Origin of the sequence: Streptomyces sp. IBSBF 2435, from assembly GCF_036815005.1 — a bacterium.
In the GTDB taxonomy this organism is placed as follows: Bacteria; Actinomycetota; Actinomycetes; order Streptomycetales; family Streptomycetaceae; genus Actinacidiphila.
Genome location: NZ_JAJSYW010000049.1, coordinates 1 through 16,046 on the forward strand (window position 1 = coordinate 1; position 16,046 = coordinate 16,046).

Consider the following 16,046-nt stretch of genomic DNA (forward strand, 5'->3'; position numbering starts at 1 on the left):
GCGTCCCACTGCGCGGTGTCCATCACCTCACCGGTCACCGAGGAGTAGACCGGGATCTCCGCGGACCGCGGCGCGATCGGCGCCAGATCGGCCAGCAGCCGCTCCTCGATCCGCTCCACCAGATGCGAATGCGACGCGTAGTCCACAGCGATCCTGCGCGCCTGGATCTCCCGCTCACGGCAGTCGGCCAGCAGCCGCTCCAAAGCACCGGCTTCACCCGCGACAACAGTCGACGACGGCCCGTTGACCACCGCCAGCGACACCTCAGGGTGATCCGCGAGCAGCTCCCGCACCCGGCCGACCGGCACCGGCAGAGCTACCATCCCCCCGCCACCAGCAAGCTCCTCGGCGATCGCCCGGCTGCGCAACGCCACCACCCGCGCCCCGTCCTCCAGCGACAGGCCACCGGCCACGCACGCNCTCCTCGTCACCGAGCACCTGCTCCAGCGACCAGTCCACGAACGGCGCCAACGCCGCCGCACACTCCCCCATCGACCCGGCGAACACCGGCGACCGCGTGTACAAGTCCTGCGCCATCCCGACCCACTGCGCGCCTTGGCCGGGGAACACAAACACCACGCGACCACCGGAGCGGGCGACACCCCGGGCCACGCCCGGCGAAGGCCGGCCGCCGGCCGCCGCACGCAGACCCGCCAACAGCTCCTCCCGGTCGGCACCCACCACCACCAACCGGTGGTCGAACACCTCACGCGAGCCGAGCAACGACCACGCCACGTCGACGGGACGCAGCGACGGATCGGCACCGACGTGCTCCAGCAACCGGGACGCCTGCTCTTGAGCGGCCTCGGCCGACTTCCCCGACACCACCCACGGCACGACACCGTCCTCCGCGGACGCCTGTCGGGCCGGGACGCCGGACTCTTCGGGCGGGGCTTCGAGAATCACGTGCGCGTTGGTGCCGCTGACCCCGAACGCGGACACCCCGGCCCGGCGCGGGCGGCCGGTCTCCGGCCACGGCATAGCCTCCGTGAGCAGGCGCACGTCGCCCTGGGACCAGTCCACCTGGGCCGACGGTTCGTCCACGTGCAGCGTCTTCGGCAGCACACCGTGCCGCAGCGCCAGCACCATCTTGATCACACCACCGACACCCGCCGCGGCCTGGGCATGCCCGATGTTCGACTTCAACGACCCCAGCCACAACGGCCGATCCCCCGGCCGGTCCTGACCGTACGTCGCCAGCACCGCCTGCGCCTCGATCGGATCACCCAGCCGCGTACCCGTACCATGCGCTTCCACCACGTCCACGTCCGACGCCGACAGACCCGCCGCCGCCAGCGCCTGCCGGATCACCCGCTGCTGCGACGGACCATTCGGCGCCGTCAAACCGTTCGACGCACCATCCTGATTCACCGCACTCGACCGGAAGACCGCCAGCACCTCATGACCGCTGCGCCGGGCGTCCGACAACCGCTCCAGCACCACCACACCCACACCCTCGGACCAACCGGTCCCGTCGGCCGCGTCCGCGAACGACTTGCAGCGGCCGTCCGCCGCCAGCGCGCCCTGCGCGGTGAAGCCGACGAACGCGTCGGGCGTGGGCATCACCATGACCCCGCCCGCCAGCGCCAGCGAGCACTCACCCGCCCGCAACGCCTGCGCGGCCAGGTGCATCGCCACCAGCGACGACGAACACGCCGTGTCCACACTCACCGCAGGACCCTCCAGCCCCAGCGTGTAGGACACCCGGCCGGAGATCACACTGCCCGCTCCACCGACGATCAGATGCCCCTGCGACTGATCGCCGGAGTGGGACGCCAGTTCGGTGTAGCCGGTCTGGTAGGCGCCGACGAACACACCGGTGGGGCTGCCCGCCAGCGACGAGGGGGTGATCCCGGCCTGTTCCAGCGCTTCCCACGAGGTTTCGAGCAGCAGCCGCTGCTGCGGATCGGTCGCCAGCGCCTCCCGCGGCGACATCCGGAAGAACGCCGCGTCGAACTCGCCGACGCCGTCGAGGAAACCGCCTTCGCCGGCCTCCACGAGGCCGTTCGTCCCGAGCAGTTCGTCCAGGTCCCAGCCACGATCGGTCGGGAACGGGGTGACGCCGTCGGTCTCGTCGATGACCAGCCGCCACAGGTCGTCCGGCCCCGCCACCCCGCCAGGGAACCGGCACGCCATGCCGACCAGGACGACGGGGTCGTCGGTGACCGGGACGAGCGCGGGCACCGCGGCCGCCTCTGCCTCGCGGGCCTGGCCGAACTGACCGGCCAGGTGCGCTGCGAGCCGGCTCACGGTCGGGTAGTCGAACACCAGGCCGGCGGGAAGGCTCGTCCCCGTGCCGGCCTGCAGCAGGTTGCGCAGCTCGACCGCCATCAGCGAGTCGAAGCCCAGGTCCTTGAACGGCTGGTCCTCTTCGATCCGCGTGCCGGCCGCGTGCCCCAGTACGACCGCCGCCGATGTGCCGATCAGGTCGAGCAGCGCGGCCCGGCGTCGCTCCTGCGACAGGCCCGCAAGTCGCGCCGCGGGCCCCTCGGAACTCGCGTCGTCCACCTGCGAGCCGCCCAGTGCCTCAGCGACCTCGGCCAGATCCGACAGCAGAGCGCTCGGCCGGGCCGCGGTGAACACCGGAGCGAACCGGCTCCAGTCGAGGTCGGTGACGACGACTGTCGTGTCGTTCTCGTGCAGCGCGCGTTGCAGCGCGGCGATCGCCAGCTCGGGCCGCATCGGCACGACACCCAGCAGGTCCAGTTCGTCCCGCTCGGCCGCGGCCAGGCCCAAGGCCATGCCGGTCTCGCCCCACGAGCCCCAGGCGACCGCTGTCGCGGTCCGGCCCCGCGCACGGCGGTGCTGCGCGAGCGCGTCGAGGGAGGCATTGCCCGCCGCGTACGCGGCCTGCCCGCCGCTGCCCCACGCCGCCGCCCCGGAGGAGAACAGGACGAACGCGTCGAGGTCCAGGCCACCGGTCAGCTCGTCCAGATGCCGTGCACCGTCGGCCTTCACCCGCAGTTGGCGCGCGAATCGCTCCGGGGTGGTCGCCGCCAGCGCCACGTCGTCGTCCATGACCCCGGCGGCGTGCACCACCGTCCGCAACGGCCATTCGTCCGGCAGGTCCGCCAGTACCTCGGCCAGCGCGGCGCGGTCGGCCACATCGCAGGCCACCACGCTCACCCGCGCTCCAGCGGCTTCGAGTTCCAGCCGGATCTCGTCGGCGCCCTCGGCCGCCGGTCCGCGCCGGCTCAGCAGCACGAGGTGTTCGGCGCCCCGCTCGATTAGCCACCGGGCGGTCCGCGCGCCCAGGCCACCGGTTCCTCCGGTGACGAGCGCCGTCCCGGACGTCGTCCACGACGGCGGACCGGAGGTCTTCGCCGGGGCGTGCACCAGCCGGCGACCGAAGCAGCCGGAGGAGCGGACCGCGATCTGGTCCTCGCCCGCGGAGTCCGACACGGCGGCGGCGAACCGGCGCGCGGTGCGGATGTCCGGTTTTCCGGGCAGGTCCACCAGACCTCCCCACAGCTCGGGCTCCTCCAGCGCGGCGACCCGGCCGAGCCCCAGGAACGCGCCCTGCCCCGGAGCGGTCACCGGGTCGTGGTGCCCGATCGACACGGCGCCCCGCGTCACCACCCACAGGCGGGCGGACAGACCGCTGTCCCGCAACGCCCGCAGCAGCAGGGTGACCGACACCAGCCCGGTCGCCGTGTCCGCCACCGGCGCCACCGGCGCCAGCACGCCGGCCACCCGGACGTCGGGACCGGCGGCGTCGCTCAGTTTCCGGGCGAGCGCGGCGCTATCGGGTCCGCTGTGTTCGAGCACCCGCGTCTCGGCGCCCATGGCGTCGACGATCTCCCGGGTCCCCGCGTCGTCACCGGTTCCGGTCGGTATCACGACCAGCCAGCGGCCGGGCGCCGGCGCCGTGGGAGCCGCGCCACCCAGCGGTTTCCACGTCTCCCGGTACCGCCATCCGTCCACTGTGGACTCGTCGCGGCGACGCGTACGCCACGACGCCAGTGCCGGCAGCACCGAAGCTGCCGAGGCGCTGTCGAGGCCGAGCGTGTCCGCCAGTGCCTCGACATCCCTGTGCTCCACCGACGTCCAGAGCCGCTCGTCGGCCGGGTCGGCAGACGCCCGGGACGTGACCGCGGCCGGCTCCGGCCAGAACCGCTGCCGCTGGAAGGCGTAGGTCGGCAGCGGAACGCGGGTGGCGCCCCGGCCGGCGAACACCCCGGCCCAGTCCACGGACACACCCTGCGCGTACAGCTGCCCGAGCGCCGCGAGCACGGTGAGCACGTCGTCGTGCCCGCGCCGCAGCATCGGCGCCACCGCCGTGCCCGGAGCGCAACTGTGCTGCGCCGGTCCCGACAGCACCGCGTCCGGGCCGAGTTCCAGCAACGCCGTCACACCCTGTTCGGCCAGCCGGCGCACCCCGTCGGCGAACCGGACCGTGCCGCGCACCTGCCGGACCCAGTACGCCGGCGAGCACAGGTCCTCGGTGGCGGGTTCGCCGGTCAGGTTCGACACGATCGGGATCTGCGGCGGCCGGAACTCCACCGACTCCAGGACGCCGGTGAACTCCGCCAGCATCGGATCCATCAAGGACGAGTGGAACGCGTGCGACACCCGCAACCGCGTCACCTTGGCGCCACGCCCGGCCGCGGCGGCGGTCACCCGCTCGACGTCTTCTCGCGGACCGGAAAGGACGACCGAGCCGGCGGTGTTCACCGCCGCGATCGAGACCCCCGCGGGAAGCAGGTCCGCGACCTGGGCCTCGGAGAGCTCGACGGCGGCCATGGCCCCGCCCGCCGGCAACGCCTGCATCAGCCGGGCCCGCGCCGCCACCACCCGGCAGGCGTCAGCCAGCGACCACACCCCGGCCACGTAAGCGGCCGTGATCTCACCGATCGAATGCCCCAGCAGGTAGTCCGGAGTCACCCCGAACGCCCGCAGCACCTCGAACAGGGCCGCTTCCACGGTGAACAGCGCCGGCTGCGCCCAGCCCGTCTCGTTGATCAGCTCCGCGTCCCGGCCCCACATCACCTCACGCAACGGCCGGTCCAGCAACGGATCCAGCTCGGCCGCGATCATGTCGACGGTGGACGCGAACACCGCGGACCGGTCGTAGAGGTCCCGCGCCATCCCGATCCGCTGCGCGCCCTGCCCCGGGAACAGCACGCCCACCCGGTGCTCGGGCCGGACCGTGTCCCACACCGCTCCCGGGGCCGGGTTGCCGGCCGCGACCGCTCGCAGCCCGGCCACCAGTTCGTCCCGGTCCTCGCCCGCCAGTACGACGCGGTGGTCGAGAGCCGACCGCGAACGGGCCAGCGACCAGCCGATATCCACCGCACTGTGCGACGGGTCCGCTTCCACGAACTCCAGCAACCGAGCCGCCTGCGCCCGCAGCGCCTGCTCGGACTTCCCGGACAGCACCCACGGCACGCCGTCGGCCAGGACACTCACCGCACCGGTCGCCGCGGGTTCGGCCGGAGAGCCGACGGGGGCTTCGAGGACGGCGTGCGCGTTCGTGCCGCTGATCCCGAACGAGGACACGCCGAACCGGCGCGGATGCCCGCTCTCCGGCCAGGGCATCGCCTCGGTCAGCAGCCGCACGTCGCCCTGGGACCAGTCGATCCGCGCCGAGGGCTCGTCGACGTGGAGAGTCCTGGGCAGCACGCCGTGCCGCATGGCCATGACCATCTTGATCACACCGCCCACGCCGGCCGCGGCCTGGGTGTGCCCGATGTTCGACTTCAGCGACCCCAGCCACAACGGCCGGTCCCCGGGGCGGTCCTGACCGTAGGTGGCCAGGATCGCCTCGGCCTCGATGGGGTCGCCGAGCCGGGTGCCGGTGCCGTGGGCCTCCACCACGTCGATGTCCGAGGCGGACAGCCCTGCCGCGGCGAGGGCCTGCCGGATCACCCGCTGCTGCGAGGGACCGTTGGGCGCCGTCAGGCCGTTGGAGGCGCCGTCCTGGTTCACCGCGCTGGACCGCAGCACCGCGAGCATCTCATGGCCGTTGCGGCGCGCGTCCGACATCCGCTCCAGCACCACGAGGCCGACACCCTCGGACCAGCCGGTCCCGTCGGCGTCGTCCGAGAACGACTTGCACCGGCCGTCCGCGGCAAGGCCGCCCTGGATGCTGAACCCGACGAAGGTGTCCGCCGCCGCCATGACCGTCACCCCGCCGGCCAACGCCAGTGAGCACTCGCCGGCGCGCAGTGCCTGCGCCGCCAGGTGCATCGCCACCAGCGACGACGAACACGCCGTGTCCACACTCACCGCAGGACCCTCCAGGCCCAGCGCGTAGGACACCCGGCCGGACAGCACACTGGCCAAGTTGCCGGTGAGCAGGTGGCCCTGCGGGCTCTGGGCCGAGCGGGAGACCAGATCGCCGTAGCCGGACTGGTAGACGCCGGTGAAGACACCGGTCGCGCTGCCCGCCAGCGCGTCGGGGTCGATCCCCGCGTTCTCCAGCGCCTCCCAGGAAATCTCCAGCAGCAGTCGCTGCTGCGGATCGGTGGCCAGCGCCTCCCGCGGCGAGATACCGAAGAACGCCGCGTCGAAGTCGGCGACCCCGTCGAGGAAACCGCCCTGCTCGGTGGCGGAGCGGCCGGGCCCGTCGATGTCCCGCAGCGCGTCGAGGTCCCAGCCGCGGTCGGCGGGGAACGGTGTGATGGCATCGGCCTCCCCCAGGACCAGCTGCCACAGACCGTCCGGATCGGTCACCCCGCCCGGGTAGCGGCAGGCCATCCCCACCAGCACGACGGGGTCGTCGGCCACGGGCGCCGATATCACCGTAGGCGGCGCCTCCGGCTCCGCGGCGGGGGCCTGCCCGAACCCGCGGGACAGGTACTCGGCCAGCCGGGCCACGGTCGGGTAGTCGAACACCACACCGGTCGGCAGCGCGAGCCCCGTCCTCGCCCGCAGCAGGTTGCGCAGCTCGACCGAGGTCAGCGAGTCGAACCCGAGCGCCTTGAACGGCTGTGTGGTGCTGATCTCCGTACCCGCGTTGTGCCGCAGCACCGCTGCCGCGGCCTCGCGCACCACATCGACGAGCGCCCGCCGGCGCTCCACATCGGACAGTCCTGCCAGCCGCGTGCCCAGCCCGTCCCGGCTGTCCGTGGTGTTGTCGGCCGCGCGGCGCCGGGCGCCGCCGGCCAAGGACCGCCACACAGCCGACACGTCCGCCTGAGCGCGCAGAGCCGCCACGTTCAGCCGGGTCAGTCCCAGCGCCGGCGCGCCGGCGCGCAGCGCGCGGTCGAACAGCGCGAGGCCCTGCGCCACCGGCAACTCCGGCGTGGCCGACTGCGCGATGCGCCGCAGGTCGGTGTCGGAAAGGCTGCCGACCAGGCCGACCTCGGTCGTCCACGGACCCCAGGCCATCGACAGAGCCGGCAGTCCCGCGTCGTGGCGCTGCTGCATGAGCGCGTCCAGGAAGACGTTGCCCGCGGCGTAGTTGCCCTGCCCGCCGTTGCCGAGAAGGCCCGCGACGGACGAGAAGACCGCGAACAGGGCCAGGTCGTGGTCGCGGGTCAGCTCGTGCAGGTACCAGGCCGCGTCGGCCTTCGGGGCGAGCACCCGGTCGAGCTGTTCGCGCGACAGCGATCCGATCACCCCGTCCGCGAGCACCGCCGCGGTGTGCACGACACCTGTCACCGGGTGCTCCGCGGCCACGGACGCCAGCGCGTCGGCCAAGGCTCGCCGGTCGGTCACGTCGCACGCCGAGACGGTCGTCTCGGCGCCGAGCCGCGCCAGGTCCGCCACCAGTTCGGTGGCGCCGGGTGCCTCCGGGCCGCGCCGGCTGAGCAGCAGCAGGTGCCGGACGCCCTGCTCGGTCACCAGGTGCCGGGCGAAGAGACCGCCCAGGCCACCCGTGCCGCCCGTGATCACGACCGTGCCGTCGCCGTCCAGGACCGGGCCCGCTCCGTCGGCCGGGCTCACGCGGGTCAGACGAGCGGCGTGCAGCCGGCCGGCGCGCAACGCCAGTTGCGGTTCCTGCGCGGCCAGGATCCGGCCCAGCACGGCGGTGTCCGGCTCGGTGTCGGTGTCGACGAGGACGAACCGGCCGGGATTCTCGGTCTGCGCCGATCGCATCAGGCCCCACACCGCGGCCGCGGCCGGATCGGTGACCGTGTCCCCCGGCAGGGCGGCGATCGCGCCCGTGGTCGCCACAACCAGCGGCGTGGCGGCGAACCGCTCGTCGCTCAACCAGTGCTGCACCTGCTCCAGCACCCACCCGGTGACGCCGTGGACGGACTCCACGACCGCGTCCGGGTCCCCGGACACCGGCAGCACCACCACCGGCGGCAGCGGGCCCGCCGCCACCGCGGCCGCGATCGAACCGGGACGATCGACCACCAGCCGGTCCGTCACAGCGGCGGCATCACCGGCGCCGGTGATGCTCGGCCAGTCCAGCTTCACCAGTGCGCCGTCGCCGAGGCCCGCGCTCAACGTCTGTGCGGCCGGCGGCCGCACGGTCAGCGACCCGATCGACAGCACCGGAAGGCCGGTGGTGTCCGCGGCGGCCAGCGCGACCCCGTCCGGCCCGGTGCGGGTCAGTGCCACCCGCAGCTTCGACGCTCCCGAGGCCCGCAGCACCACGTCGGTGAAGCCGGCCGGCAGCCCCTCCATTCCGGCGAGGTCTCCCGTCCGCATCGCCGAATCGAGCAGCGCGGGGTGGATGCCGAACGCCTCCGCGCCGGTGTCCGCGGGAAGGCCGACCTCGGCCAGAATCCGGTCGCCGTGGCGCCAGGCACGGGTCAGGCCCTGGAACAGGGGACCGTAACCGAACCCGGCCGCCTCCAGCCGGTCGTAGAAACCCGAAGTGTCCACTTCGGTCGCGCCGGGCACGGGCCATACCCCGGTCACGACGTCGAAGTCCGCGTCCGCGCGAACGCCGCTGCCGAGCACGCCGGTGGCGTGCCGGGTCCACACCTCCTGTCCGTCGGGGCACGCGTACACCGCCACGTTCCGGCGGGAGTCCGCGTCGGCGTCCGCGACCACCACCTGGACTCGTACGCCTCCTTCGGCGGGCACCACCAGCGCGGTGTCCACGGTCAGCTCGTCCAGCCGGTCACAGCCCACGCTGTCACCCGCCCGGACGGCCAGCTCCACGTAGCCGGCGCCGGGGAACAGCACGGTGTCGCGCACGGTGTGGTCGGCCAGCCACGGGTGCGTCCGCAGCGACAGCCGGCTCGTGAACAGCACGCCGTCCGTCTGCGGCAACGGCACCATCGCGCCGAGCAGCGGGTGCTCGGCCGGGCTCAGGCCCGCGGCGGTGACATCGGCGGGCGCCTCGGCGGTGTCGAACCAGAAGCGCTTGCGCTGGAAGGCATAGGTCGGCAGCGGCACGCGCTTCGCGCCGGCGCCGGCGAACACGGCGGCCCAGTCGGCTTCCACCCCCGCGGCCACCACCTCGGCGAGCGCGGCGAGGAAGCGGCCCGCGCCGCCGTCGTCGCGGCGCAGCGTACCGGCCACCGCGACGCCCGGGTCCTGCTGCGCCTCCGCCACCTCGCCGATCGCGGTGGTCAGCACCGGGTGTGTCGAGACCTCGACGAAGACCTGGTGGCCCGACGCGATCAGCGCCTGCGTCGCGTCCCCGAAGCGGACCGCGTCGCGCAGGTTGCGGTACCAGTAGCCGGCGTCCACCCGGGAGGGGTCGGTCCACTGCCCGTCCACGGTGGACATCCACGGCACGTCGCCCGGTCGCGCGGTGATGTCGGCCAGCTCCGCGCGCAGCCGTTCCTCGATGGCGTCGACGTGCCCGGAGTGCCCGGCGAAGTCCACCCCGGGCAGCTGCCAGCGATGGACCCGCGCCTTCGACAGCACCCGGCCGAACTCGCCCAGCGCCTCGGCGTCACCCGAGACCGACACCGAGGCCGGCCCGTTGACCGCCGCGATCCACAGGCGGCCCGCCCACGGCCGCAGGGCTTCGGTGACCCAGTCCACGCTCGTGAGCACGGACAGCATCCCGCCGCGCCCGGTCAGCTCTTCGGCGATCATCCGGCTGCGCCGTGCGACGATCCGCGCCGCGTCGTCGAGGGTGAGATACCCGCCGACGACCGCGGCCGCGAGCTCGCCCTGGGAATGCCCGACCACCGCCGCGGGCTCGACGCCGAAGGACCGCCAGAGCGCCGCGAGCGAAACCGCCACGGCCCACGACGCCGGCTGGAGCACGTCCACCCGCTCGAACCCGGGAGCGCCTTCGGCGCCGCCGATCACCTCGGCCAGATCCCAGTCGACGTAAGGGGCCAGCGCGTCGGCGCACTCCCGCAGCCGCGCGGCGAACACCGCGGACGAGGCCATCAGGTCACGGCCCATCCCGGCCCACTGCGCGCCCTGGCCCGGGAACACGAAGACGGTCTTCACGCCGCCGGGCCGCGCGACGCCCCGCGCCACTCCCGGCGCGGACTCGCCGGCCGCCGCGCTCCTCAGGCCCGCCAGCAGTTCGTCCCGGCCCGAGCCCGCCACCACGGCCCGGTGCTCGAACAGCGACCGGGAGCTGACCAGCGACCAGCCCACGTCGGCGGTGCGCAGGGCCGGGTCCGCCTCGACGAACTCCAGCAACCGGGCGGCCTGCGCCCGGACCGCCTCGTCCGACTTGCCGGACAGCACCCACAGCGCCGCACCGGAATCGGACGGCGCCCCGGGCGCCTCGTCCGGCACCGCTTCTCCGGGGGCTTCGAGGATCACGTGGGCGTTGGTGCCGCTGATACCGAAGGAGGAGACCGCGGCCCGGTGCGGGCGGTCGTCGTCCGGCCAGGGGGCGGGTTCGGTGAGCAGCCGGACGGCCCCGGCCGACCAGTCGACGTGCGGGGTGGGCTCATCGGCGTGCAGGGTCCTGGGCAGCAGACCGTGCCGCATCGCCTGGACCATCTTGATGATCCCGGCGACCCCGGCCGCGGCCTGCGTGTGCCCGAGGTTGGACTTCACCGAGCCCAGCCACAGCGGACGCTCGCGGTCCTGCCCGTAGGTCGCCAGGATCGTCTGGGCCTCGATCGGGTCCCCGAGCCTCGTGCCGGTGCCGTGGGCTTCCACCACGTCCACCTCGGACGGTGCCAGGCCGGCGTCGGCCAGTGCCTGCCGGATCACCCGCTGCTGCGACGGGCCGTTCGGCGCCGTCAGGCCGTTGGACGCCCCGTCCTGGTTGACCGCCGAACCCCGCACCACCGCCAGCACCTGGTGCCCGTTGCGCCGGGCGTCCGACAGCCGTTCCACGAGCAGCAGGCCCACGCCCTCGCCCAGCCCGAAGCCGTCGGCGGCGGCCGAGAACGCCTTGCACCGGCCGTCGCCGGCCAGCCCGCCCTGCCGGGAGAACTCCACGAACATGCCGAGGGTCGGCATCACCGTGGCGCCGCCGGCCACGGCGAGGTCGCACTGGCCCGCGCGCAACGCCTGCACCGCCAGGTGCAGGGCTACCAGCGAGGAGGAGCAGGCGGTGTCGACGGTGACCGCCGGGCCCTCCAGGCCGAGGCTGTACGCGATGCGGCCGGAGTGCACGCTGCCGGTGGTGCCGGTGAACACGTATCCGCCGAAGCCGGTGTCGTCGCCCGTGCCGGGCCCGTACTCCAGCGTCATCGCGCCGATGAACACGCCGGTTCGGCTGCCGCGCACCGACGTCGGGTCGATGCCCGCGTGTTCGAACGTCTCCCACGACGTTTCCAGCAGCAACCGCTGCTGGGGGTCCATCACGGTGGCCTCGCGGGGTGAGATACCGAAGAAGTCGGCGTCGAACAGGTCCGCGTCGTGCACGAACCCGGCCTCGCGCTGGTAGTAGTGGCCGGTCCGGTCCGTCTGGGGCGCGTACGTGCCCGTGACGTCCCAGCCCCGGTTGGCGGGGAACGGCGTCAGCACATCGGCGCCGCTCGCGACGAGCTCCCACAGGCGGTCGGGGCCGTGGGCGCCACCCGGATACCGGCAACCCATCCCGACGATCACGATCGGGTCCTGGGTTGCGGGCGCGAACCGGTCCGGATCGTGACCGGCGCCGGGATCAGGGCCGAAGAGCCGCTCAGCGAGGGCTGCGGCGAGCGCGGCGGGCGTCGGGTGGTCGAAGGTGACGGTGACCGGCAGCGCCAGCCCGCTGGCCGCCGACACCCGGTTGCGCACCTCGACCGCGGTCACCGAATCGAACCCCAGATCGCGGAAGGGCCGGTCCGGATCGACCGCGTCCGCCCCGTCCTCGCCCAGGGCGAGGACGACCTCGCGGCACACCAGCTCCGTCAGCGCCGCCTGCCGGCGGGCCGGCGCCAGGCCGGCCAGCTCACCGCGCAGCGAAGTGCCCGCGGTGGGCTGCCCGGTGCCCGCCTCGGGCACGGGCAGGTCGGCCGGCGGCGCCGGGGCGTCGCCGGCGTACAGGGCATCGCCGCCGGGCTCGGCGCCGCCCACGTACACCTCGCCGAGTGACAGCAGGAACCTGCGGAGGTCTCCCTGGTCGCGGCGCAGCGAACCGCACACCGTCGCCGGAACCGCTCCTGATTCCACGGTCTCCTGCATCGCCGCGGTCAGCACCGGGTGCGGGCTGACCTCCACCAGCACCCGGCAGCCGTCGGCGAGCAGGGCCCTGGTGGCTTCCTCGAACCGCACCGGGTGGCGGAGGTTACTGCACCAGTAATCGGCGTCCAGCGCCACCTCGTCCCCGGGCAGCCGGGCGCCGAGGTGTGCCGAGTAGAACGGGAGCCGCGGCGGCCGGGGGCGGATCGGTTCGAGATCCCTCCGCATCGACGGCAGGATCTCGTCGATCTGCGGCGAATGCGCGGCCAGCCGCGCCGCCACCCGGCGGGCCGGGATCCCGTCGGCGGTCAGGGCCGCCACGAGCTCGCCGGCTGCTCCGGTGTCCCCGGACACCAGCACCGTGGCCGGCCCGTTCAGCGCGGCCACCACCAGCGCGTCCGGCCAGGCCGCCAACCGCTCGCGCACCAGTTGCTCGGGCGCGCGCACCGACACCATCTCGCCCCGGCCCTCGATCGTCGCCTGGGCCTGGCTCCACAGCGCCGCCACCCGCGCGCCGTCGTCCAGCGACAGCGCGCCGGCGACAACGGCCGCGGCCACCTCGCCCAGGCTGTGCCCGGCCACCGCGGCGGGCTCGATCCCCTGGGAGCGCCATACGTCGGCGAGCGCCACCATCATCGCGAACAGTGCGGGCTGCACCACGTCGACGCGGTCGAGGGGGGCCGGATCGCGCAGCACTTCCAGCAGGGACCAGTCCAAGAAGGGTTCCAGTGCCTGCGCGCACTCGTCGAGCCGGGCCCGGAACACCGGGGACTCGGCCAGCAGGTCCCTCGCCATCCCGGGCCACTGCCCGCCCTGGCCGGGAAACACGAACGCGACCGGCCCGCCGGGAGCGGCGCCCTCGACCAGCCCGGGCGCTCCGCGGCCGGCCGCCAGCGCCCGCAAGCCGTCGGCGAAGCCGGCTCGGTCGGCGGCGACGACGGCGGCGCGGTGCGGCCCGGTGGCCGCCATCGCACGCAACGCCGCGCCGACATCGGCCGGCCGCACGTCGGCCCGTGCGTCCAGGTACTCGGCCAGCCGCCCGGCGTGGGCACGCACCGACTCGAGGTGACCTCCGGGCAGCAGCAACGGCAACCAGTCCTGACCGGAGCCGGCCGTCTGCTCAGCGCGCGCGGAACGCATCGGGCACCTCCGCTCGGGTGGCATCCGCCGACGAGTCACGAAAATCGACTTCGAAAACTTTTCGCCGAGTGCGCACGAAGTCCCTCTCATTCACCCTGCAACCGAAGCGATCGAGCAGATCGGCCGCCGTCCGCGAAACCGGCGGGCCCGAAAATCAAAACTAGCCCCGCGATCCGCTACATCAACTCCCCAACCTGGTAGTCAGGTCCGGATACCGGGGGAGGCCGCACGACCACCAGAATTGGTGATACCCCGCCGGAAAGATCCATGCGAATCTCGGCAGGTATTTTGCCGACGAGAATGGCGCCGCAGTCCGCCCTCACGATTCGGAGCAGGCACATCACATGCGCGAGGAAACTGATTACGAGCTGACTGATGACGACCTGGTCGTGGAAACGTCGTCCGGCGCGATGCGGGGCTTCCTGGACCGGGGCGTCCCGAACTGGCGCGGCATGCCGTACGGCCGGGTCGAGCAACGGTTCCGGCCACCGGCGCCGGCCGTCCCCGTCGAGCGGATCGATGCGCGCCACTGGGGCCCGGTCTCCTGGCAGCTGCCGATCATCCCCGGCCAGACGCCCTCGACGGTGTCCCCCGACGCTACCGAGAGCGAAAACTGCCTCAACCTCAACATCTGGTCGCCCGACCCGAACCCGGGCGCGCGCCGGCCGGTGCTGGTGTGGCTGCACTTCGGCAGCCGGGCCTACGGCAGCGGCAGCACGTCGACCAACGACGTCTGGCACTTCGCCGCCCGGCACGACGCGGTCGTGGTCACCGCGAACTACCGGATAGGGGCCTGGGGCTGGCTCTATCTGGGCGCGCTGGACCCGGACTTCAAGGACAGTGCCAACCTGTCCATGCTCGACCAGATCCAGGCGCTGCGCTGGGTCAAGGAGAACGTGGCCGCCTTCGGCGGCGACCCGGACAACGTGACGCTGTTCGGCCTGTCCTCCGGCTCGTCGGACGTGGCGGCGCTGCTGGGCGCTCCGGCGGCCAAGGGGCTGTTCCACAAGGCGGCGCTGTACAGCGGCGCCCAGCCGCCGATGGCCGAGGAGCGGGCCGCCCGGTTCGCCAAGGACTTCCTTGAGGCCGCCGGACCGCTGGCGGCGACGCCGAGGGATCTCGCGCGGCTGCCCAACGTGGGGCTGCGCACCATCCATCGGCGGATGCTGAAGCAGGCCACGGCCAAGTCGCACGGCCCGGCCATGATCCGGTACGGACCGTTCGTCGACGGCAGCGTCCTGCCCCGCAGCCCGCTGGACTCGCTGGGGGCGGGGCTCATGTCCGACGTCCCGCTGCTTGTCTCGAACGTCACCGAGGAGAGCGGGGCGTGGGACGCCTGGAACGCCATCGACACGGCCTACCTGCGCGCGTTCCCCGAGCACGACCAGTCGCTGCCGCACAGGGAGAAGATCGACGCGCTGTCCGAGCTGATCTGGGTGGGGCCGGCCAAGAAGCTGCTCGCCGCCCAGCACAAGGGCGGCGCCCCGGTGTGGTACCAGCAGTTCGACTACGCGCCGTCCACCAGCTGGCGGACCGTTCTCGCCTATCCCGAGCTGGCGAACCGGCCGGTCCACGGCGCCGACGTGGCCTGCCTGTTCCTCGACCCGGAAGGCACCGTCGGCTCCGACGAGGACCGTGCGGTCGGCGCGCAGGACCAGGCGGCGCTGCTCGCCCTGGCCAGGGACGGGCGGGTGCCGTGGACGCCGTGGACGCCGGAATCGCCGGCCCCGCACCGGATCGGCCTGCCGGCGCACTGATCAGCGCCGGCCGCAGGACGTCAGGGGTTCTCGTAGAAGCCGTCGATCCGGCCACGCGCGAGGACCTCGCCGGCGGCGTCGAGCACGGCGCGTGGTTTGGCCGATTCCGGGTCCGCGCCGCCCGCCGGGGCGGCGATCGGCTTCGCGAGCGCGAAGAGCTGGAACGCGTACCGGTGCGGGCCGTGCCCCTTGATCGGGTCCGCCCCCAGGTAGCCGCGTCCCTTGCCGGACCGCAGCACCCGCACACCCGCGGTGGCGCTGTTCTCGTCGAGCGCACCCCGCGCGACTTCGGTCACCGCAGCGTCGAGAAGGAAGACTCCGTGGACGAACGGCTTCGGCAGGGGCACATCCGGGTCCTCGACGACCAGGAGCAGTTGCGTGGCGCCGGCAGGGGTTCCGGTCCAGCTCAGCGCCGGCGAGGTGTTCTGGCCGCCGGACCGCTTCCCGGCGTGCGCCACCGGCATCGTCGCCTCGTGCTCGAAGTCCGGACTGGTCACCCGCAGGGTCTCGGGCCCCGCCAGGTTCGGCGTGTTCCAGGCCAGGCCCGCCTCCCCGGCCCGCCGGTTCTTCAGCAACTTACCGAGCACTGCCATGAATTCTCCTTGTCTGGACACTTCGGACACTCGGACCGGTTCGCCAGGACCACCCGGCGCCGGCCGGCGCCTCGTGGGATCCGCGGTTTCCGGCGGGCGGTTCACCGGCGGTCCG

Annotated in this window: 4 protein-coding genes and 3 pseudogenes; 1 reads left to right on the top strand and 6 read right to left on the bottom strand. The window is 73.6% G+C overall.

Annotation, left to right across the window (positions count from 1 at the left end; all coding sequences use genetic code 11):
• From V7E46_RS12465 to V7E46_RS33880, 5 genes and pseudogenes are all read right to left on the bottom strand, one after another.
• A partial coding sequence (locus tag V7E46_RS12465) for an acyltransferase domain-containing protein (protein ID WP_333768467.1) occupies window positions 1-377 on the bottom strand: 377 nt, incomplete at its 3' end.
• The gene (locus V7E46_RS12470) at window positions 265-8,988 is read right to left on the bottom strand and encodes a type I polyketide synthase (RefSeq protein ID WP_443054136.1); all 8,724 of its coding nucleotides are present in this window, start codon (window positions 8,986-8,988) and stop codon (window positions 265-267) included. The genes V7E46_RS12470 and V7E46_RS12465, both read right to left, overlap by 113 nt.
• A pseudogene (locus V7E46_RS33870) lies at window positions 8,962-9,183 on the bottom strand (polyketide synthase dehydratase domain-containing protein); the annotation flags it as partial. The gene V7E46_RS12470 and the pseudogene V7E46_RS33870, both read right to left, overlap by 27 nt.
• A 195-nt stretch (window positions 9,184-9,378) precedes the next feature.
• A pseudogene (locus V7E46_RS33875) lies at window positions 9,379-12,255 on the bottom strand (type I polyketide synthase); the annotation flags it as partial.
• A gap of 78 nt (window positions 12,256-12,333) precedes the next feature.
• Window positions 12,334-13,671, bottom strand: a pseudogene (locus V7E46_RS33880) (acyltransferase domain-containing protein); the annotation flags it as partial.
• 254 nt (window positions 13,672-13,925) lie between these two features.
• On the opposite strand from V7E46_RS33880, the gene V7E46_RS12475 reads away from it, so the two are divergent.
• Complete coding sequence (locus tag V7E46_RS12475; protein WP_333768469.1) at window positions 13,926-15,338, top strand: carboxylesterase family protein; 1,413 nt, start codon at window positions 13,926-13,928, stop codon at window positions 15,336-15,338.
• A 20-nt stretch (window positions 15,339-15,358) separates the two neighbouring features.
• Here V7E46_RS12475 and V7E46_RS12480 read toward each other — a convergent pair whose 3' ends face one another.
• A complete protein-coding gene (locus V7E46_RS12480; protein ID WP_333768470.1) occupies window positions 15,359-15,931 on the bottom strand; it encodes a YbhB/YbcL family Raf kinase inhibitor-like protein in 573 nt (190 codons plus the stop codon).
• Window positions 15,932-16,046: the final 115 nt, after the last annotated feature.

Excerpts from the sequence above, each read along its gene's own strand:
- V7E46_RS12475 (WP_333768469.1), top strand. The coding sequence starts at position 13,926 with ATGCGCGAGGAAACTGATTACGAGCTGACTGATGACGACCTGGTCGTG.
- V7E46_RS12480 (WP_333768470.1), bottom strand. The coding sequence starts at position 15,931 with ATGGCAGTGCTCGGTAAGTTGCTGAAGAACCGGCGGGCCGGGGAGGCG.